Here is a 19204-nt window from a genome sequence, read left to right as displayed (position 1 = left end):
CGGGTGAGGCCGTAGGACTCGTGTGCCGCGCCGACCGCCTCGGGTGCACTGGATGTGACCGCCGGCACCGGGCCGGCCGACCAGGAGGGTGTGACGGTGACGATCGGGTTCCACCACCAGCCGAGGACACGGGGCATCGCGCTTCCGGGTGCGGCCGCCGGTGAGGAAGCCGTCGGAGCGCAGCGGATCGGGAACGGGGCCCTCTTCGGCGCCGTGTCCCTGCTCACCGTCCTGGTCGTCGTGCTGGACGTGATCTCGGGCAACGATCTGCGGATCGTGCCGCTGCTCGTCGTGGTGCCCGCGCTCGTCTCGGTCTTCGCCACGGTCGCCCAGACCGTGGCCGTCGCCTCCGGGATCATGGTCGTGGCCGTCGTGTCGCGGCTGGTCAACGGCGGCACCTTCTGGGACGTCGCCAGCAGTATCGCGTTCACCGTGCTCGCCTGCTTCCTCGGCGTCGGCGCCTGTGCCGTGCGCATCCGCCACGCCACCGAGATCGCGCGGCTGCGCACCGCCGCCGTCGCCCTCCAGCGGCAGATCCTGCGCCCCCTGCCGATCCTGACCGACCAGGTCGTCGCCCACGGCACCTACGCGCCGATCGAGGAGGACCGCCTGGTCGGCGGCGACATCTACGAGATCGTGCAGTCGCCGTACGGGACCCGGGTGATCATCGGGGACGTCCAGGGCAAGGGGCTCCCGGCGATCGGGGCGGGTTTCGCCGTGCTCGGCGCCTTCCGCGAGGCCGCCATCCGCGAACCCACGCTCACCGGGGTGGTCGACGCCCTGGAGGACGCCGTCACCCGGCACAACGCCTTCTCCGCCCAGACCGGCGACATCGAACGGTTCGTGACCGCCCTGGTGATCGGCTTCGACGAGCACGGTGTCCGGGCGGTCAACTGCGGCCATCTGCCGCCCTGGCTGCTGCGCGAGGGTGTGGCCTCCGCCGTCCCGCTGCGCAGCGCCTCCGTTCCGCTCGGCCTGGCGGAGCTCAGCGGCGAGGCGCGCGTCGCCGAGCGCCTGGACTTCCCGGACGACGCGACCCTGGTGCTCTTCACCGACGGGGTGACCGAGGCCCGCGACCCGCGCGGCGCGTTCTACCCGCTGGAGACCCGTCTCGGCCGCTGGGCGGACCGGGACCCGTGCGAGGTGCTGGAGGCGCTCCGGGCCGATCTGGAGGACTTCTCGGACGGAGTGCGCCGCGACGACATCGCCGTCCTGGCCCTGCGCCGCACCCCGGCCGGCCACCCGGTCCGGCCCGCGCCCGACGGATACGGGGCCCGGCAGGCCGTGGAGGCCGTCGGCTGACCGCGTGACCCGCCCCGCATGTCCCGACGAGACTTCTGTCGCGTCGGGACATTTTTGGGTGTACGGTGCAGATATGAATCCGGAACGGAAGACTCCGGAACGGCGGAGCCGCAAGGCGCGCCGGACCCGGGACGCGCTGGCCCGTGCCGCCTTCACGCTCGTGCTCGACCGGGGCCTGCGGGAGGTGACGGTCGAGGAGATCGCGGAACGCGCCGACGTCGACCGCCGCACCTTCAGCCGGCACTTCACGAGCAAGGAAGCGGCCGTCCTGGACTCCGTACGGGACGACGGCGACCGGATCAACGACGCCCTGCGGGCCCGCCCGGCCGGTGAACCCCCGCTCACCGCCTACCGCGCGGCCGTACGGGACTGGCTGGAGGACCCCCGGGCGGAGGCATGGCACCGCCGCCCCCGGATCTACGACCTGCTGGTCCTCGCCCAGCGGGAGCCGACCCTCTACGCGGCCTTCCACCACATCCGGGTGGAGGCCCAGGAGGACTCGGTGGCCCTGCTGGCCGACCGGCTCGGGGTCGACCCGGCCCAGGACATCCGGCCCGCCGTCGCGGTCGCCGCCGGAGCCGGAGCGCTGCTCGCCGCCCAGACCGCCTGGGTGCGCGGGGGCTGCCCCGACGACCTGCCCCGACTCGTCGAGCAGGCATTCGACGCCCTCGCGGGGGAGCTGTTCACCCAGGCCCCCGGTCCGGCGTCACCCCGCACCACGGAAGGAAACGCACCATCATGAGCACCACCACCCCCACCGACCAGGAGTTCGCCGGGCGCACCGCGCTCGTCACCGGGGGGGCCTCCGGCATCGGCCTCGCCCTCGCCCACCGGCTCGCCCGCTCCGGAGCCTCGGTCGTCGTGGCCGACTACGACGAGAAGGCCGCCCGCGCGGCGGTCGCCGCACTGGAGAGCGCCGGGGGCAGGGCCGCCGCGGTGGCCATGGACGTCACCGACCCCGCCTCCGTCGAGGCCGGCGTACGGTTCGCCGTGGAGACCTTCGGCGCTCTGCACCTCGCCGTGAACAACGCCGGCATCGGCGGCCCCAGCGCCCCCACCGGCGAGTACACCGTCGAGGACTGGAACCGGGTCGTCGCCACCAACCTGAGCGGCGTCTTCTACTCCCTGCGCTACGAACTCCCCGCGATCGTCGCGGCCGGCGGCGGCGCCGTCGTCAACATGTCCTCGATCCTCGGCACCAACGGCTTCGCCGGATCCCCGGCCTATGTCGCCGCCAAGCACGGCGTCGTCGGCCTCACCAAGACGGCCGCCCTCGAATACGCCGCGCAGAACGTCCGCGTCAACGCCGTCGGCCCCGGCTTCATCGACACCCCGCTGCTGCGTAACACCGAGGGCCCGGCGCGCGACCACCTCATCTCCCTCCACCCGGCCGGCCGCCTCGGCACGGCGGAGGAGGTGGCCGAACTCGCGGCCTTCCTCCTCTCCGACCGCGCCTCCTTCATCCACGGCAGCTACCACCTGGTGGACGGCGGCTACTCCGCCCCCTGAGTGGCGGGACGGGGGAACGGGGGGGAGAAAGAGAAGAGCAGAGGTCAAGGAGGACCCATGAAAGCCGTCCAGTACCGAGAGATCGGCGCCGCACCCGAGGTCGTCACCGTTCCGGACCCCGAGCCCGGCCCCGGGCAGGTGCTGCTGAAGGTCAGCGCCGCGGGCGTCTGCCACTCGGACATCGCCGTGATGAGCTGGCCCGCGGAGCAGTTCCCCTACCCGCTGCCGCTCACCCTAGGCCACGAGGGCGTCGGGACCGTCGCCGCGCTCGGCGACGGCGTCGACGGGCTCACGGTCGGCGAATCCGTCGCCGTCTACGGCCCCTGGGGCTGCGGCACCTGCGTCAAGTGCGCCGAGGGCAAGGAGAACTACTGCCTGCGCGCCCAGGAGCTCGGGATCAACCCGCCCGGCCTCGGCTCGCCCGGCGCGATGGCCGAGTACATGGTCGTCGACGACCCGCGCCACCTGGTGCCGCTCCGCGGCCTCGACCCCGTCCAGGCCGTCCCGCTCACCGACGCCGGCCTCACCCCGTACCACGCGATCAAGCGCTCCCTGCCCAAGCTGGTCCCCGGCGCGACCGCCGTCGTCATCGGCACCGGCGGACTCGGCCACGTCGCCATCCAGCTGCTGCGCGCCCTGACCTCCGTCCGGGTCGTCGCCCTGGACGTCACCGAGGAGAAGCTGGCCCTGGCCCGTACGGTCGGCGCGCACGAGACCGTGCTCTCCGACGCGCGCGCCGCCGACCGGATCCGCGAGCTGACCGGCGGCGTCGGCGCCCAGGTCGTCCTCGACTTCGTCGGCGCGCCGCCGACCGTCGCCACGGCCGGCGCCGCGGCCGCCATCGACTCGGACGTCACGATCGTCGGCATCGGCGGCGGCACCCTGCCCGTCGGCTTCGGCGTGCTGCCGTTCAACACGACGGTGACCGCCCCCTACTGGGGCTCGCGCTCCGAACTGGCCGAGGTCCTGGAGCTGGCCCACGCCGGAGCGGTCCAGGTCCACGTCGAGACGTACGGGATCGACGAGGCCCCGCTCGCCTACGAGCGGCTGCACGCCGGCAAGATCAACGGCCGCGCGGTCATCCTGCCCAACGGCTGACCCGCACCGCTCCGACGGCCCGGTGGGCCGGCGCACCCCGCGCCGCCCTACCGGGCCGTCGGCGCGCCCCCGTGCTTGCACCGTCCGCGTGGGCCCGGCGAGACTGCCCGGATGGGATTCCTCGCGCTGATGACGCTGCCCGGCCTCGTGATCGGGCTCACGGCGGCCGCCTTCCTCGACCAGGTGCTGCTGCGCGCGGGGCGGGCCGGGCTGCTCCCGTGGCGCAACGGCGCCCGCCAGGGGCAGATCTCGGCGACCGGCTTCGAACAACTGCACGCCACGTTCTCGCCCGGCAAGCAGAGTGAGCTGAAGGAGCGGCAGAGCGCCCTGCTCCTGCGGGACGACGAGGAGGACGGCGCCCCGCCGCACCGCTCCACCGTCGACCTGGACGCGGGCCGCGCCGTCATCCGCCTTCCGTGACGCCCACCGCGCCCGCCCGCCCGAGGCGCGCCCCCGACGGTCAGCGGTCCACGGCCACCAGGGGGCGCAAGGGGCCGGAGCGCAGCCGCTCCACGGCCGGGGCGCAGCGCCTGGCCGCCGCCGTCAGCGGCCAGGCGGTCAGGAGGCCCACCAGGAGGGCGACCGCCACATCGTGCGGGTAGTGCGCCCCGACCCAGACCCGGGAGGCTCCCATCAGCAGCGCGGCGGCCCAGGCCAGGGCGCCCAGTCGCCGGTCGGCCAGCCAGATCGCGGTCGCCGCCGCGGCCGCGACGGTCGTGTGATTGCTGGGGAAGGACCAGTCGCCGAGCGGCGGGCAGGCCTCCACCGTCAGCACCTGGAGCGTCCGGCACGGCCGCTGCTCCTGGACGAGGGACTTCACCACGTCGTTGACGAGGAACGCGGCCACCACGACCAGCGGGGCGCACAGCGCCGCGGCGGTCCTGGCGGGGTCGCCGGAGCGCGAGCGCCACCAGGACACCAGCATCAGCACGGCGAACACGGCGAGGCCGTAGTCGGTCCAGAGCCGGACGGCGGCGTCCAGCGGCCCGGGGGAGTGACGGGCCAGTTCGGTGACCCGGGTGTAGAGCCCGCCGTCGATCGAGGGGGCGGTGAACGCGAGAGCCGTCACTGGCTGTCTCCTTCGGGGGTCCGGCGGGCGCGGGCACGCAGCAGTTCGGCGGCGAGCGGGATCAGCGAGACCACGACCACCAGGGCGACGACCGGCAGCAGATACCGGTCCACATCGGGGACCGACGAGCCGAGCGCGTACCCCGCGAGGACCAGGCCGACGGTCCAGACGATCCCGCCGGCGGCCTGCCACAGCGCGAACACCTGCGCCGGTACGCCGAGCGCGCCGGCCAGCGGATTGAGCACCGTGCGGACCACGGGGACGAAGCGCGCGAGGACGATCGCGCGGCCGTGTCCGTAGCGGGCGAGGAGGCCCTCGGCACGGACCGCGCCCTCGTGGAGCCGGCCGGAGCTTCTGCGGGCCAGCAGCGCCCGTCCGCCGCGCCGGCCGATCCAGTAGCCGGTCTGGGCACCGGCCAGCGCACCGGCCACGGCGGCGGCCAGCACCTGCGGAAGCGAGAGCGCGGGGCCGTGGGTGCCGGGGACGCAGAGCAGTCCGGCGGTGAAGAGCAGGGAGTCGCCGGGCAGGAAGAAGCCGACGAGCAGACCCGTCTCGGCGAAGAGCACGACGGCGATCCCCAGCGCGCCGAAGGCCGACAGCAGCGAACCGGCGTCCAGCGGGTTCACCGCGAGCGGCAGCGGGGCCAGGAGCGGAGCGGACACGGTGAAGGGCCTCCCACCGGGGGTGACGGGCGGCCCTGGGGAACGCCCGGACCGACTACATGGGTGTAGTCGGTCTACGTCACTGTAGACGCTCAAGCGGTGGGAAGGGTTCCGCGACCCGGCGGACCACACGCGAGGAGACCGTCCGCCCCGCCGGTACAACGCGCGGGGGCGGCGCCGGATGCGGGCCGAACCGGTGACACCCGCGTCGCGACGGGGGACCGGCCGGCACGGCGCGACGACCGCCCCGTCGGACCGGTGCGCGAGGGCGCGCCCTCAGGAGGCCGGACCCGGCCGGTCCGCGAGGAGGGCGGCCAGCCGGTCCAGGAAGACCCGCTGACCCGTGACGAGACGGCCGGCCGCGACCTCGGGTGAACACCAGGCGAAGCGGTCGATCTCCGGGAACTCCCGCAGCACCCCCGACCCCCGGGGCCACTCCGTCGTGAACGTCCCCGGGACGGCCGTCGCCGGATCGATGTCGGCGGCCAGCGCCCACACCGCCACGGTCTTGCCGCCCGCCTGCCGCGACTCGCCCAGGTCCAGCCAGTCTCCATCCGGGACCGGCCGGCCGAACTCCTCCTCGAACTCCCGCCGGGCCGCGTCCCGGGCCCCCTCCTGCGGCCCGTACTCGCCCTTGGGGAGGGACCAGGCGGCGCTGTCCCGGCGCGCCCAGAAGGGCCCGCCCATGTGCCCGATCAGGACCTCGGTCCCGCTCGGGCCCGTACGGAACAGCAGGAGCCCGGCGCTGCGCCGCGCGGACGAGGAGGCGTTCATGCCGTCAAGTCTCCGCGCGCGCGGCGCCGGACGCACCCCGGCCGGTTCAGGCCTTGCGGTAGTCGTACGCCTCCGAGGCCGCGGCGACCACCGCCGCCAGGTCCCCGCCCGCCGACGCGGTGACGAGCGCCGCCACCGCGCCCTCCACGAACGGGGCGTCCACCAGCCGGGTTCCGTCGGGGAGTTCGTCCCCCTCGGCCAGCATCGCCTTCACCGTCAGCACGGCGCTGCCCAGATCGACCAGGACCGCGACCCCCGCGCCCCCGTCCACCGCGCGGGCCGCCTCGGCGATCCGCTCGGCGCTGGTGCCCAGGCCGCCGGCCGGGGTGCCTCCGGCGGCGGCCACCGGCGCCGTGGCGCCCCCGGCCGCCAGCCCCCTGGCCAGTTCGGCGACCGACTCGGCCACCGGACCGCTGTGCGAGACCAGCACGATGCCGACCTGCCCGCCCGCGCTCATGCCGCCTCCCCGGTCGCCCCGGCGGTCCGGGCCAGCGCGTCGATCAGCAGCGCGGCGGACGTGGCCCCGGGGTCCTGGTGCCCGACGCTCCGCTCGCCCAGATAGCTCGCCCGGCCCTTGCGGGCCCGCAGCGGCACGGTCGCCAGCGCCCCCGCGTCGGCCGCCTCCCGGCCCGCCGCGAACGACGTCCCGAGCGCCTCGGCCGCCGGGATCAGCGCGTCCAGCATCGTCTTGTCGCCGGCCCGCGCGCCGCCCAGTCGCTCCACCGCCGCCACGCCCTCCCCGAGCGCCCGCGCCAGGTCCGCGCCGGAGACCTCGGGGGCGTCGCCCAGGGCCTTGCCCGTACGCCGCAGCAGCGTCCCGTACAACGGTCCGGACGCGCCGCCGACCGTCGAGATCAACTGCCGTCCCGCCAGGGCGAGTACGGCCCCCGGTGTGGCGGGCGGATCCTTCTCCAGCGCCGCGGCGACGGCGCCGAACCCGCGCTGCAGATTGCTGCCGTGGTCGGCGTCGCCGATCGCGGAGTCGAGTTCGGTCAGCCGCGCGGCCTCGCGGTCGACCGAGGCGGCCGTCGTGGTCATCCAGCGGTGGAAGAAAGCGGCGTCGAGCACAGGCGTCTCCTGAGTGGGGCGGAAAGGAACGGCGGGCGGGCGGAGGCGGCCGGTCACCGGCCCCAGCGCAGCGCGGGGGTCTCCACCGGGGCGTCCCAGAGCCGGACCAGCTCCTCGTCCACCTGGCAGAGCGTCACCGAACAGCCCGCCATGTCCAGCGAGGTCACGTAGTTGCCCACCAGCGTCCGGGCCACCACGACCCCGCGCTCGGAGAGCACCCGCTGCACCTCGGCGTTGAACCCGTACAGCTCCAGCAGCGGGGTCGCGCCCATGCCGTTGACGAGGGCCATCACGGGCGCGGTCGGCTTCAGGTCGGCCAGCACCGCGTCGACCGCGAAGTCGGCGATCTCCCGCGAGGTCATCATCGGACGCCGCTCGCGGCCCGGCTCTCCGTGGATGCCGATGCCCAGCTCCAGTTCGCCCGGCGGCAGGTCGAAGGTGGGGGAGCCCTTGGCCGGGGTGGTGACCGAGGTCAGGGCCACCCCGAAGCTCCGCGAGGAGGCGTTGACCCGGCGGGCCAGCTCGGCCACCCGGTCCAGCGGCGCGCCCTCCTGCGCCGCCGCCCCGGCGATCTTCTCGACGAACAGCGTCGCACCCGTGCCCCGGCGGCCGGCCGTGTACAGGCTGTCGGTCACCGCCACGTCGTCGTCGACGAGGACCTGGGCGACCCGCAGCCCCTCCTCCTCGGCGAGTTCGGCGGCCATCTCGAAGTTGAGGACGTCGCCGGTGTAGTTCTTCACGACGAACAGCACCCCGGCCCCGCTGTCGACGGCGGCCGCCGCCCGCACCATCTGGTCCGGAACGGGCGAGGTGAACACCTCACCGGGGCAGGCCGCCGACAGCATGCCGGGACCCACGAACCCCGCGTGCAGCGGTTCGTGCCCCGAACCGCCGCCGGAGACCAGGGCGACCTGTCCGGCGACGGGCGCGTCGCGCCGGACGACGACCCGGTTCTCCACGTCCACGACCAGGTCCGGATGGGCGGCGGCCATCCCCCGCAACGCGTCGGCGACCACGGTTTCGGGGACGTTGATCAGCATGCGCAACGGTTTCTCCCAGGCGAGTTGTCGAGACGTCCGCGCGTGCGTACGCGGTGTCCGGGGTCCGGTGGGACGTGGGCCGCCCACCACCGTAGGACGCCGGAGGGCACGTTGCGAAGGACCGGAACCGCACCGCCGTGAAGTTCCGGTGCACGGCCGGGGATTCACGGGACGTGGTTGCGCGCGGCGGCGCGATGTGCGTCGGGCTACGCTGGCGTGCGCGGCCGTGACTCCTCCACCGACGGACAGGTGAACGCTTTGCTGTACATCGCATTTCTGCGCGGGGTGAACGTGCCGGGCCGCTCGGTGAAGATGGACCGGCTGCGCGAGCTCTTCCGCGGCATGGGCTTCGCCGACGTCCGCACCTACATCCAGAGCGGCAACGTCTTCTTCGAGTCCGACGAGCGCGACCGGTCCGCGCTGGCCGCGCGCATCGCGGACGGGCTGGAACGCGAGCTGGGCTACGGGGTCGCCGTCTGCCTGCGCACGGTCCCCGAACTGGAGGCGCTGATCGCCCTGGACCCGTTCGCGGACGTCACCGTCACCGACGACATGCGCTGCTGCGTGGTGTTCACCACCGAGCGGATCGATCCGGGGCTGTCGCTGCCCATGCGGTCGGCGAAGAACGACATGGAGATCATCGGGCACACCGCGTACGACGCCTTCGTCGTCTGGTACCTGATCAACGGGCGGGCACCGGCGGCGAAGGGCTTCCAGGAGCGGGTGCTCGGCCACGACGCGACCACCCGCTTCTTCCACACCGTGGTCAAGATCCTCGACGCGGCGAAGAAGGGCGCGGCCTGAGGGCGGCGCGCCCCCGAACGCTCAGGCGCGGTCGATGTGCACGCTGGTGGACTTCACCCGGGCGGTCGCCCGCATGCCGACCTCCAGCCCCAGCTCCTCGACGGCCTCCCTGGTCAGCAGCGACACCAGCCGGTGCGGACCGGCCTGGATCTCCACCTGCGCCGCCACGTCGCCGAGCGTGACGGCGGTGACGATGCCCGGGAACGCGTTGCGCGCGGAGGTGTACGGGACCTCCTCCTCGCCGGAGCCGCCCTGGGCGACCTCGACCGAGAACGCGGCCAGCGCGCGGCCGTCGATGAGCCGGCGGCCGGCCTCGTCGCGATGGGTGGCGACCCGGCCGGCGTCGGCCCAGCGGCGCGCGGTGTCGGGGCTGACACCGAGCAGACGGGCGGCCTGCCCGATGGTGTAGGACTGCATATGCCGTACCGTAGAACCTGAATGCTTGCATATGCAAGCATCTTCTGCGGTTAACCCTCGCATGTGCGAGGTGCGCGTTGCGCTGGGCCGGGTGGCCCTGCCGGGATGAGGATCCGCGCCGCGCGGCCTAGGGTGCGAGCCATGGCGGAGAGTGCGGCACACGGGGGCCCGGCGGGGCCGGACACGAGCGCTGCCGGGGAGGGCGACGGCCCCGATCCACGGCGCTGGCGGGCCCTCGCGGTCTGTCTCGTCGCCGGGTTCATGACCCTGCTGGACGTCTCCATCGTCAACGTCGCGCTGCCCTCCATCCGCGAGGGGCTGCACACCCCGGAGTCGGACCTGCAATGGGTGCTCTCCGGCTACGCCCTCGCCTTCGGCCTCTTCCTCATCCCCGCCGGCCGGCTCGGTGACGCGCGGGGCCGCCGCCAGGTCTTCATGATCGGACTGGCGCTCTTCACCCTGTCCTCCGCCGCCTGCGGCGCGGCCCAGTCCAGCACCTGGCTGGTCGTCGCCCGGCTCGTCCAGGGACTCGCCGGCGGCCTCGTCTCGCCCCAGATCTCCGCGCTCATCCAGCAGATGTTCTCGGGCCGGGAGCGGGGCCGCGCCTTCGGCATGTTCGGCACCGTGGTCGGGATCTCCACCGCCGTCGGCCCCCTCCTGGGGGGACTGCTCATCCAGGCGGCCGGGGCCGACGAGGGCTGGCGCTGGGTGTTCTACGTCAACCTGCCGCTGGGCATCGTCTGCCTGCTGCTGGCCCGGCGGCTGCTCCCGGACACCCCCTCGGCCGGTCCGGTTCGGCTGCGCGACCTCGACCCGGTCGGCGTCCTGCTGCTGGGCGCCGGCGTCCTGACGCTGCTGCTGCCCTTCGTCCAGGCCCACCAGTGGTCCGGCAACGGCAAATGGCTCCTGCTGCCCCTCTCGGCCGCCGTACTGGCCGTCTTCGTCGGCTGGGAGTCCCGGTGCGGGCGGCGCGGCACCACCCCCGTGGTCGACCTCGCGCTCTTCCGGGTCCGCTCCTACTGGCTGGGCTGTCTGCTGATCCTGCTGTACTTCGCCGGATTCACCTCGATCTTCTTCATCACGACGCTCTACCTCCAGAGCGGGCTGCACTACACCGCCCTCCAGGCCGGGCTGTCCATCACCCCGTTCGCGCTGGGTTCCGCCGTCGCCGCCAGTCCGGGCGGCCGGCTCGTGGGGCGGTACGGGCGCCCGCTGGTCGTCGTGGGACTGGCCGCCGTCGCGGTGGGCCTGGCCGCCACGGCCCTCGCCGTCCACCTGGAATCGGGCCGGGGCGCCGGCTGGGCGATGGCCGCCCCCCTGCTGTTCGCCGGACTGGGCAGCGGCCTGGTCATCGCCCCCAACCAGACCCTCACCCTGTCCCAGGTGCCGGTGGCCGGCGCGGGCAGCGCCGGCGGCACCCTCCAGACCGGCCAGCGCGTCGGCTCCGCGATCGGCATCGCCGCCGTCGGCTCGGTCTTCTTCGCCCAGGTGGGCTCCGCCGCCTGGTCCACCGCCTACGACCACGGGCTCGTGGTCTCCGTCGCCTTCGTGGTCGCCGCCCTCCTGGTGGCGCTCGCCGACGTGGGCGGCGCCAAGCGGGGCAGGAACCGTACAGCGCACTCCCCGTCCGCCGCCACCGACCGCAGGGAATCGAGATGAACGCACCCGGCCCCACCGCCCAGGACGGCAACAGCTCCTACGGGCACAAGCCCTTCAAGCGCTCCCGGAGCCACTTCGCCGACCGCGTCACCGCCGACGGACGCGACGGCTGGCCCGTCGAGGCCGGGCGCTACCGCCTCGTCGTCAGCCGCGCCTGCCCCTGGGCGAGCCGCGCCCTGGTCTCCCGCCGGCTGCTCGGCCTGGAGGACGCCCTCTCGCTCGCCGTCGCCGACCCGCTCCAGGACGACCGCAGCTGGCGCTTCACCCTGGACCCGGGCGGGCGGGACCCGGTGCTCGGCATCCGGTACCTCAGCGAGGCGTACGACGCCAGGGAGCGCGACTACCCCGGAGGCGTCAGCGTCCCCGCGATCGTCGACGTCCCCAGCGGCCGGCTCGTCACCAACGACTTCCAGCAGATCACCCTGGACCTCGCCACCGAATGGACCGCGCTGCACCGCCCCGGGGCGCCCGACCTCTACCCCGAGCCGCTGCGCGAGGAGATCGACGAGGTCATGGAGGGCATCTACCGGGACGTCAACAACGGCGTCTACCGGGCCGGGTTCGCGGACGGCCAGAGCACCTACGACAGCGCCTACGCGACGTTGTTCGGCCGCCTGGACCAGGTGTCCGACCGGCTCGCCGGACAGCGCTACCTGGTCGGGGACACGATCACCGAGGCCGACATCCGGCTCTTCACCACGCTGGTCCGCTTCGACGCCGTCTACCACGGCCACTTCAAGTGCAACCGCACGAAGCTGACCGAGGACCCCGTCCTGTGGGCCTACACCCGGGACCTCTACCAGACCCCCGGATTCGGGGACACGGTCGACTTCCACCACATCAAGCAGCACTACTACCGGGTCCACACCGGCATCAACCCCACCGGCATCGTGCCCGCCGGGCCCGACCTCGCCGGCTGGCTCACCCCGCACCACCGCGAACAGCTCGGCGGCCGCCCGTTCGGCGACGGCACCCCGCCCGGGCCGGTCCCGACGGGCGAGGAGGTCCCCCGCTCGCACCGGCCGTGAGCGGGGTCACTCCACCTCGTCCAGGCGGTCCGCGTAGTGCGCGACGGCCGGCGCGTACGCCCGCAGCCCGGGGTCCGCGCCGGTCTCGGCCACCACCTTCAGCAGCAGGCCCACCGACTCCCGCGCCTGCCCGAGGTTGTACAGCGCCATGGCCAGGAAGGTCCGCAGCGCGGCGTCGTCCGGGAACTCCGCCAGCGCGCGCTCCAGCACGGCGCGCGCCTCGGCGTACCGGCCCAGCACCCGCAGGGTGCTGCCGAGCCCGAGGAACGCGCCGTGGCGGTCCTCGGGGGCGAGCCCCGTCCCCTCCAGGGCCCGCTCGTAGTACGGCACGGCCCCGGTCTCCAGGCCCAGCGCGTCATGGGCCCAGGCGGTCTGATAGGCGACCCCGGCATGACCGGGGTGGCGGGCCGCCAGGGCCACCAACTGCTCGCACGCCCGCGGCGTCCGCCGCTCGCGGAGCCGTACCGCCTGCTCGAGGGCCTCGCCGGGCCCGCTCTGCGTACTCATGCGGTCGCACGCTGCCAGGCCCGCACGGCGCGCGCAAATCCCGGACTCGGGGGCGGTACGGCCGGTTCCGGACTGGACGGGACGGGGCCCTGTCGAGACAGTGGCGATCACGAGATATCTTGATGTCAAGCAATGTTGCAGACGTGGAGCGGAGCACAGGGTGACTGACTCGACCATCATCTATACACACACCGACGAGGCCCCGGCCCTGGCGACGTATTCGTTCCTGCCCGTGATCGAGGCGTACGCCTCGAAGGCCGGTGTCACCGTGGAGAGCCGTGACATCTCCCTGGCGGGCCGGATCATCGCCAGCTTCCCGGAGCGCCTCCAGGAGAGCCAGCGCATCGACGACGCGCTCGCCGAGCTGGGCGCCCTGGCCACCACGCCCGGCGCGAACATCATCAAGCTGCCGAACATCTCGGCCTCGATCCCGCAGCTCAAGGCCGCGATCGCCGAGCTCCAGGCGCAGGGCTACGCCCTCCCGGACTACCCGGACGACCCGCGGACCGACGAGGACAAGGACGTCCGCGCCCGCTACGACAAGGTCAAGGGCAGCGCGGTCAACCCCGTCCTGCGCGAGGGCAACTCCGACCGCCGCGCCCCCGCCTCGGTCAAGAACTACGCGAAGACCCACCCGCACCGCATGGGTGCCTGGACCGCCGACTCGAAGACGAACGTCGCCACCATGGGCGTCGACGACTTCCGCTCCACCGAGAAGTCCGCCGTGATCGCCGAGGCGGGCTCGCTGCGCATCGAGCTGGTCGCGGACGACGGCACCACCACCGTGCTCCGCGAGTCCGTCCCGGTCCTGGCCGGCGAGGTCGTGGACGCCGCCGTGATGCGCGTCGCCGCGCTGCGCGAGTTCATCACCGCGCAGATCGCCCGCGCCAAGGCCGAGGGCGTGCTCTTCTCCGTGCACCTCAAGGCCACGATGATGAAGGTCTCCGACCCGATCATCTTCGGCCACGTGGTCCGCGCCTTCTTCCCGAACACCTTCGCCAAGTACGGCGACGTCCTCGCCGCCGCGGGCCTCAGCCCGAACGACGGCCTCGGCGCGATCCTCTCGGGCCTCGACTCCGTGCCGCACGTCGGCGCCGAGATCAAGGCCGCCTTCGAGGCCGAGCTGGCCGAGGGCCCCGCCCTCGCCATGGTCGACTCCGACAAGGGCATCACCAACCTGCACGTCCCCAGCGACGTCATCGTCGACGCCTCCATGCCGGCCATGATCCGCACCTCCGGCCACATGTGGGGCCCGGACGGCCAGGAGGCCGACACCGTCGCCGTCCTCCCGGACAGCAGCTACGCCGGCGTCTACCAGGTCGTCATCGACGACTGCCGCGCCAACGGCGCCTTCGACCCGTCCACGATGGGCTCCGTGCCCAACGTCGGTCTGATGGCGCAGAAGGCCGAGGAGTACGGCAGCCACGACAAGACCTTCGAGATCCCCGCCACCGGCACCGTCCGCGTCGTGGACGCCGCCGGCAACGCCGTGCTGGAGCAGACCGTCGGCGCCGGCGACATCTTCCGCATGTGCCAGACCAAGGACCTGCCGATCCAGGACTGGGTCAAGCTGGCCGTCACCCGCGCCCGCGCGACCGGCAACCCGGCCGTCTTCTGGCTCGACGAGGACCGCGCCCACGACGCGCAGCTCATCGCCAAGGTCAAGACCTACCTCGCCGAGCACGACACCGACGGCCTGCGGATCGAGATCATGTCGCCGGAGAAGGCCACCGCCTTCTCCCTGGAGCGCATCCGCCGCGGCGAGGACACCATCTCCGTCACCGGCAACGTGCTCCGCGACTACCTGACGGACCTCTTCCCGATCCTGGAGCTCGGCACCAGCGCGAAGATGCTCTCCGTCGTCCCGCTGATGAACGGCGGCGGTCTCTTCGAGACGGGCGCCGGCGGCTCCGCGCCCAAGCACGTGCAGCAGCTCGTCAAGGAGGACTACCTGCGCTGGGACAGCCTGGGCGAGTTCCTCGCCCTCGCCGTCAGCTTCGAGCACCTCGCGCAGACCACGGGCAACGCCCGCGCCCAGGTCCTCGCCGACACGCTGGACCGGGCCACGGCCACGTTCCTCAACGAGGACAAGTCGCCCTCCCGCCGCCTCGGTGGCATCGACAACCGCGGCAGCCACTTCTACCTGTCCCTGTACTGGGCCCAGGAGCTGGCGCAGCAGAACGACGACGCCGAACTCGCCGCCGCGTTCGCCCCGCTCGCCAAGACGCTGTCCGAGCAGGAGCAGACGATCGTCGACGAGCTGATCGCGGTCCAGGGCAAGCCGGCCGACATCGGCGGCTACTACCAGCCCGACCCGGCCAAGGCCGCCGCCGTCATGCGCCCCTCGGCCACGTTCAACCAGGCGATCGCGAGCCTCGCCTGATCCGACCGGAGCCCCCGGGCGGCGGCGGACCCCCGCCTCGCCCGTGAGCCCCGCGGCCCCTCCGCCCCGGCCGGCCGTGCGCCGTGCCGGGGCGGAGCCGTGTCCCGGCCCGCTCCCGCCCGCTGTCCGCCGCCCGGGAGCGACGGGGACCCCCTGACGGGTGAAACCCGCCCCGTGACGGGCGCCGGGCCGCCCCCGGCGGGCCGCCGGCTGGTTTGCTGCAACCGGCAACCAGGCACGGTGACGAACGAGGGAGCGCCCAGTGACGACGACGGGCACGGCAGGGCCGACGGAGGAGGAGGCGGACTACGCCAACGAACTCCCGGTGCGCGGCAGGCAGCGGGGCAAGGTGGTCGTCACCTGGCTGACCTCCACCGACCACAAGACCATCGGCACCCTGTACCTGGTCACCTCGTTCGCGTTCTTCCTCCTCGGCGGCATCCTCGCCCTCGTCATGCGCGCGGAACTGGCCCGCCCCGGACTCCAGCTGATCTCCAACGAGCAGTTCAACCAGGCGTTCACCATCCACGGCACGATCATGCTGCTGATGTTCGCCACCCCGCTCTTCGCCGGCTTCACCAACTGGATCATGCCGCTCCAGATCGGCGCCCCCGACGTGGCGTTCCCGCGGCTGAACATGTTCGCCTACTGGCTCTACCTCTTCGGCTCGCTCCTGGTGGTCGCCGGCTTCCTCACGCCCAACGGCGCCGCCGACTTCGGCTGGTTCGCCTACTCCCCGCTGACCGACGCCGTCCGCTCGCCCGGCATCGGCGGAGACATGTGGATCATGGGTCTGGCCTTCTCCGGCTTCGGCACGATCCTCGGCTCGGTCAACTTCATCACCACGATCATCTGCATGCGCGCCCCCGGCATGACCATGTTCCGGATGCCGATCTTCGTCTGGAACGTGCTGCTGACCGCGGTCCTGGTCCTGCTGGCCTTCCCCGTCCTGGCCGCCGCCCTGCTCGCCCTGGAGGCGGACCGGAAGTTCGGCGCCCAGGTCTTCAACCCGTCGAACGGGGGCGCGCTGCTCTGGCAGCACCTCTTCTGGTTCTTCGGCCATCCCGAGGTCTACATCATCGCGCTGCCCTTCTTCGGGATCGTCAGCGAGATCATCCCGGTCTTCAGCCGCAAACCGATCTTCGGCTACATCGGGCTGATCGGCGCCACCATCGCCATCGCGGGCCTGTCCATCACCGTGTGGGCGCACCACATGTACGTCACCGGCGGGGTGCTGCTGCCCTTCTTCTCGTTCATGACCTTCCTCATCGCCGTCCCCACCGGGGTGAAGTTCTTCAACTGGATCGGCACGATGTGGCACGGCTCGCTCTCCTTCGAGACGCCGATGCTCTGGTCCGTCGGCTTCCTCGTCACCTTCCTCTTCGGCGGGCTGACCGGCGTCATCCTCGCCTCGCCGCCGATGGACTTCCACGTCTCGGACACCTACTTCGTGGTCGCGCACTTCCACTACGTCGTCTTCGGCACCGTGGTCTTCGCGATGTTCGCCGGATTCCACTTCTGGTGGCCGAAGTTCACCGGCAAGATGCTCGACGAACGGCTCGGCAAGATCACCTTCTGGACCCTCTTCGTGGGCTTCCACGGCACCTTCCTGGTGCAGCACTGGCTCGGTGCCGAGGGCATGCCCCGCCGTTACGCCGACTACCTGGCCGCCGACGGCTTCACGGCGCTGAACACCGTCTCGACGATCTCCTCCTTCCTGCTGGGCCTGTCGATGCTGCCCTTCCTCTACAACGTCTGGAAGACCGCCACCCAGGGGGAGATGGTCGGGGTGGACGACCCGTGGGGCTACGGCCGTTCCCTCGAATGGGCCACCTCCTGCCCGCCGCCGCGCCACAACTTCGTCACCCTGCCCCGGATCCGCTCCGAGTCCCCGGCCTTCGACCTGCACCACCCCGCCGTACGCGAACTCGACGAGGCCATGAACCGCACCGAGGACTCCATGACCGTGGCCCCGGGGGACCGGCAGGCGTGAGGAGGGGCACGCGGGGAGAGGAGGGGGCGATGCGCCCGGACCACGACCGTGAATGCGCCCGGGGCCTGGCCCGTATGGAGGGCTATCTGCTCTGGAGCGCCGAACTGGAGCAGGCACGCCACCAGGCGCGCCGCTTCACCGACGCGCTGCCGTGGCTGACCACGGCCCAGCGCGAGGACGTCGAGCGGGTCTACGCCGCCGACCGGGCCGCCGTCTCGCGGGCGATGCTCGTCCGCGTCGCGGACCGGTCCGCCGAACTGCGCGGCGAGTACACCGAGCGCTACCGCCTCCTCAGGGCCCGCTGCGTGGCCGCCGCACTGCTCTGCGCGGCCACCGCGGCCGGGGTCTGCGCCCTGGTCTGCGGCCTCGCCCGCTGAGCCGGGCCGGGTCGTCCGTTCCGCCGTCCCGGGAGGCGGACTCACCGCCGTCTCGTGAAGATGAGAGGTGACGGGCGCGTGTCACGGGGCAGGCGCACGGACGACCGTGCAGACCCGAGAAGGGACGAAGACTGTGGCACGACCCAGGATTCTCGTTGTCGGAGCAGGTTTCGCCGGGGTCGAGTGCGTACGCCGTCTGGAGCGCCGGCTCCGGCCGGGCGAGGCGGACATCGTGCTCGTCGCCCCGTTCTCGTACCAGCTCTATCTGCCCCTGCTGCCCCAGGTCGCCTCCGGCGTCCTCACCCCGCAGTCCGTCGCCGTGTCGCTGCGCCGCAGCAGCCGGCACCGCACCCGCATCGTTCCCGGCGGGGCGATCGGCGTCGACGCCAAGGCCAAGATCTGCGTCATCCGCAAGATCACCGACGAGATCGTCTACGAGCCCTACGACTACCTCGTGCTCAGCCCCGGGAGCGTCACCCGCACCTTCGACATCCCCGGACTCCTCGACCACGCCCGGGGCATGAAGACGCTCGCGGAGGCGGCGTACGTACGCGACCACGTCATCGCCCAGCTGGACCTGGCCGACGCCAGCGACGACGAGGGGGAACGGGCCTCCCGGCTCCAGTTCGTCGTCGTCGGCGGCGGATACGCCGGCACCGAGACGGCCGCCTGCCTCCAGCGCCTCACCAGCAACGCCCTGCGCCACTACCCCCGGCTGGACCCCCGGCTCGTCAAGTGGCACCTGATCGACATCGCCCCGAAGCTCATGCCCGAACTGGGCGACAGGCTCGGCGAGAGCGCGCTGCGGGTGCTCCGGGACCGGGGCATCGAGGTGTCGCTCGGGGTCTCGGTGGCCGAGGCGGGCCCCGAATCGGTGACGTTCACCGACGGCCGGGTGCTGCCCTGCCGCACCTTGATCTGGACGGCCGGTGTGGCGGCCAGCCCGCTGGTGGCCACCTTCGGCGCCGAGACTGTGCGCGGACGGCTCGCCGTCACCCCCGAGATGACCCTGCCCGGTTTCGACGGCATCTTCGCCCTCGGGGACGCGGCCGCCGTGCCGGACCTGGTCAAGGGCGACGGCGCGGTCTGCCCGCCCACCGCCCAGCACGCCATGCGCCAGGGCCGCAAGCTCGCCGACAACCTGCTGGCCACCCTGCGCCACCAGCCGCTCCAGCCCTACGTCCACAAGGACCTCGGGCTCGTGGTCGACCTCGGCGGCAAGGACGCCGTCTCCAAGCCGCTCGGCATCGAGATGCACGGCATCGCCGCGCAGGCCGTGGCCCGCGGCTACCACTGGTCGGCGCTGCGCACCCAGGTGGCCAAGGCCCGGGTGATGACCAACTGGCTGATCAACGCGGCGGCCGGCGACGACTTCGTCCGCACCGGCTTCCAGTCACGCAAGCCCGCCACGCTCCGGGACTTCGAGTACACCGACGCCTATCTGACGCCGGAGCAGGTCCGCGAGCACACCGCCGCGCTCCACGCCCGGACCTGACCGGACGCCGGCACCCTGT

General features: G+C 73.0%; 20 protein-coding genes. 12 read left to right on the top strand and 8 right to left on the bottom strand.

The window, feature by feature from the left end:
• The first annotated feature begins 96 nt into the window (after window positions 1-96).
• The 5 genes from ACWCXC_RS26980 to ACWCXC_RS26960 all read left to right on the top strand — a co-directional run bounded on the left by ACWCXC_RS26980 (window position 97) and on the right by ACWCXC_RS26960 (window position 4329).
• Window positions 97-1302, top strand: a complete 1206-nt coding sequence (locus ACWCXC_RS26980; protein ID WP_450679935.1) for a PP2C family protein-serine/threonine phosphatase — start codon at window positions 97-99, stop codon at window positions 1300-1302.
• A gap of 73 nt (window positions 1303-1375) precedes the next feature.
• Complete coding sequence (locus ACWCXC_RS26975) at window positions 1376-2044, top strand: TetR/AcrR family transcriptional regulator (protein WP_450679846.1); 669 nt, start codon at window positions 1376-1378, stop codon at window positions 2042-2044.
• The gene (locus ACWCXC_RS26970; RefSeq protein ID WP_450890771.1) at window positions 2041-2811 is read left to right on the top strand and encodes an SDR family NAD(P)-dependent oxidoreductase; all 771 of its coding nucleotides are present in this window, start codon (window positions 2041-2043) and stop codon (window positions 2809-2811) included. Before ACWCXC_RS26975 ends, ACWCXC_RS26970 begins: the two co-directional genes overlap by 4 nt.
• A gap of 57 nt (window positions 2812-2868) precedes the next feature.
• Window positions 2869-3909, top strand: coding sequence for an NAD(P)-dependent alcohol dehydrogenase (locus ACWCXC_RS26965; protein WP_450679848.1), 1041 nt, complete (start codon window positions 2869-2871; stop codon window positions 3907-3909).
• A 111-nt stretch (window positions 3910-4020) separates the two neighbouring features.
• Window positions 4021-4329: a DUF6191 domain-containing protein gene (locus ACWCXC_RS26960; protein WP_450679849.1), complete on the top strand. Its 309-nt coding sequence runs from the start codon at window positions 4021-4023 to the stop codon at window positions 4327-4329.
• A 40-nt stretch (window positions 4330-4369) separates the two neighbouring features.
• Here the strand turns inward: ACWCXC_RS26960 and ACWCXC_RS26955 are convergent, their stop codons facing one another.
• The 6 genes from ACWCXC_RS26955 to dhaK form a co-directional block, all read right to left on the bottom strand.
• Window positions 4370-4978: a phosphatase PAP2 family protein gene (locus tag ACWCXC_RS26955; protein WP_450890770.1), complete on the bottom strand. Its 609-nt coding sequence runs from the start codon at window positions 4976-4978 to the stop codon at window positions 4370-4372.
• Window positions 4975-5640, bottom strand: a complete 666-nt coding sequence (locus ACWCXC_RS26950; RefSeq protein WP_450890769.1) for a DedA family protein — start codon at window positions 5638-5640, stop codon at window positions 4975-4977. Before ACWCXC_RS26950 ends, ACWCXC_RS26955 begins: the two co-directional genes overlap by 4 nt.
• 276 nt (window positions 5641-5916) lie before the next feature.
• Entirely contained in the window at window positions 5917-6414 is a 498-nt protein-coding gene (locus tag ACWCXC_RS26945; RefSeq protein WP_450890768.1) for an NUDIX domain-containing protein, read from the bottom strand.
• A 46-nt stretch (window positions 6415-6460) separates the two neighbouring features.
• Window positions 6461-6871 carry a PTS-dependent dihydroxyacetone kinase phosphotransferase subunit DhaM gene (locus ACWCXC_RS26940; RefSeq protein WP_450679853.1) on the bottom strand — a complete coding sequence of 137 codons (411 nt, stop codon included), beginning with the start codon at window positions 6869-6871 and terminating at the stop codon, window positions 6461-6463.
• The gene (gene dhaL / locus ACWCXC_RS26935; protein ID WP_450890767.1) at window positions 6868-7482 is read right to left on the bottom strand and encodes a dihydroxyacetone kinase subunit DhaL; all 615 of its coding nucleotides are present in this window, start codon (window positions 7480-7482) and stop codon (window positions 6868-6870) included. The genes ACWCXC_RS26940 and dhaL overlap by 4 nt, the downstream gene beginning before the upstream one ends.
• A gap of 53 nt (window positions 7483-7535) precedes the next feature.
• Window positions 7536-8528: a dihydroxyacetone kinase subunit DhaK gene (gene dhaK / locus ACWCXC_RS26930; RefSeq protein WP_450890766.1), complete on the bottom strand. Its 993-nt coding sequence runs from the start codon at window positions 8526-8528 to the stop codon at window positions 7536-7538.
• 252 nt (window positions 8529-8780) lie between these two features.
• Here dhaK and ACWCXC_RS26925 point away from each other — a divergent pair, with 252 nt between their 5' ends.
• A complete protein-coding gene (locus ACWCXC_RS26925) occupies window positions 8781-9326 on the top strand; it encodes a DUF1697 domain-containing protein (RefSeq protein WP_450890765.1) in 546 nt (181 codons plus the stop codon).
• A gap of 21 nt (window positions 9327-9347) precedes the next feature.
• Here ACWCXC_RS26925 and ACWCXC_RS26920 read toward each other — a convergent pair whose 3' ends face one another.
• Window positions 9348-9743, bottom strand: coding sequence for a TOBE domain-containing protein (locus tag ACWCXC_RS26920; protein WP_450679857.1), 396 nt, complete (start codon window positions 9741-9743; stop codon window positions 9348-9350).
• Window positions 9744-9884: 141 nt separating this feature from the next.
• On the opposite strand from ACWCXC_RS26920, the gene ACWCXC_RS26915 reads away from it, so the two are divergent.
• Window positions 9885-11402: an MFS transporter gene (locus ACWCXC_RS26915; RefSeq protein ID WP_450679858.1), complete on the top strand. Its 1518-nt coding sequence runs from the start codon at window positions 9885-9887 to the stop codon at window positions 11400-11402.
• Window positions 11399-12430: a glutathione S-transferase family protein gene (locus ACWCXC_RS26910; protein WP_450679859.1), complete on the top strand. Its 1032-nt coding sequence runs from the start codon at window positions 11399-11401 to the stop codon at window positions 12428-12430. Before ACWCXC_RS26915 ends, ACWCXC_RS26910 begins: the two co-directional genes overlap by 4 nt.
• Window positions 12431-12436: 6 nt before the next feature.
• On the opposite strand, the gene ACWCXC_RS26905 is transcribed toward ACWCXC_RS26910, so the two are convergent.
• Window positions 12437-12937 (bottom strand): tetratricopeptide repeat protein, encoded by a 501-nt coding sequence (locus ACWCXC_RS26905; RefSeq protein WP_450890764.1) that lies wholly within the window; start codon window positions 12935-12937, stop codon window positions 12437-12439.
• A gap of 160 nt (window positions 12938-13097) precedes the next feature.
• Between ACWCXC_RS26905 and ACWCXC_RS26900 the strand changes: the two genes are divergently transcribed.
• The 4 genes from ACWCXC_RS26900 (at window position 13098) to ACWCXC_RS26885 (ending at window position 19185) form a co-directional block, all read left to right on the top strand.
• A complete protein-coding gene (locus ACWCXC_RS26900) occupies window positions 13098-15320 on the top strand; it encodes an NADP-dependent isocitrate dehydrogenase (protein ID WP_450679861.1) in 2223 nt (740 codons plus the stop codon).
• Window positions 15321-15582: 262 nt separating this feature from the next.
• Window positions 15583-17313: an aa3-type cytochrome oxidase subunit I gene (gene ctaD, locus ACWCXC_RS26895; RefSeq protein ID WP_450679862.1), complete on the top strand. Its 1731-nt coding sequence runs from the start codon at window positions 15583-15585 to the stop codon at window positions 17311-17313.
• A gap of 29 nt (window positions 17314-17342) precedes the next feature.
• Entirely contained in the window at window positions 17343-17690 is a 348-nt protein-coding gene (locus tag ACWCXC_RS26890) for a hypothetical protein (RefSeq protein WP_450679863.1), read from the top strand.
• 133 nt (window positions 17691-17823) lie between these two features.
• Window positions 17824-19185, top strand: a complete 1362-nt coding sequence (locus ACWCXC_RS26885; RefSeq protein ID WP_450890763.1) for an NAD(P)/FAD-dependent oxidoreductase — start codon at window positions 17824-17826, stop codon at window positions 19183-19185.
• The last annotated feature ends 19 nt before the right edge of the window (window positions 19186-19204 follow it).

Source organism: Streptomyces sp. NPDC001515 (assembly GCF_053597115.1).
Note: the sequence above shows the minus strand (reverse complement) of the source record. Positions and strands in the feature narration are given on the sequence as shown.

Coding starts and splice junctions, on each gene's coding strand:
- ACWCXC_RS26890 (WP_450679863.1), top strand. CDS start 17,343: ATGCGCCCGGACCACGACCGTGAATGCGCCCGGGGCCTGGCCCGTATG.
- ACWCXC_RS26920 (WP_450679857.1), bottom strand. CDS start 9,743: ATGCAGTCCTACACCATCGGGCAGGCCGCCCGTCTGCTCGGTGTCAGC.
- ACWCXC_RS26905 (WP_450890764.1), bottom strand. CDS start 12,937: ATGAGTACGCAGAGCGGGCCCGGCGAGGCCCTCGAGCAGGCGGTACGG.
- ACWCXC_RS26965 (WP_450679848.1), top strand. CDS start 2,869: ATGAAAGCCGTCCAGTACCGAGAGATCGGCGCCGCACCCGAGGTCGTC.
- ACWCXC_RS26915 (WP_450679858.1), top strand. CDS start 9,885: ATGGCGGAGAGTGCGGCACACGGGGGCCCGGCGGGGCCGGACACGAGC.
- ACWCXC_RS26910 (WP_450679859.1), top strand. CDS start 11,399: ATGAACGCACCCGGCCCCACCGCCCAGGACGGCAACAGCTCCTACGGG.
- ACWCXC_RS26960 (WP_450679849.1), top strand. CDS start 4,021: ATGGGATTCCTCGCGCTGATGACGCTGCCCGGCCTCGTGATCGGGCTC.
- ACWCXC_RS26970 (WP_450890771.1), top strand. CDS start 2,041: ATGAGCACCACCACCCCCACCGACCAGGAGTTCGCCGGGCGCACCGCG.
- ACWCXC_RS26945 (WP_450890768.1), bottom strand. CDS start 6,414: ATGAACGCCTCCTCGTCCGCGCGGCGCAGCGCCGGGCTCCTGCTGTTC.
- ACWCXC_RS26940 (WP_450679853.1), bottom strand. CDS start 6,871: ATGAGCGCGGGCGGGCAGGTCGGCATCGTGCTGGTCTCGCACAGCGGT.
- ACWCXC_RS26975 (WP_450679846.1), top strand. CDS start 1,376: ATGAATCCGGAACGGAAGACTCCGGAACGGCGGAGCCGCAAGGCGCGC.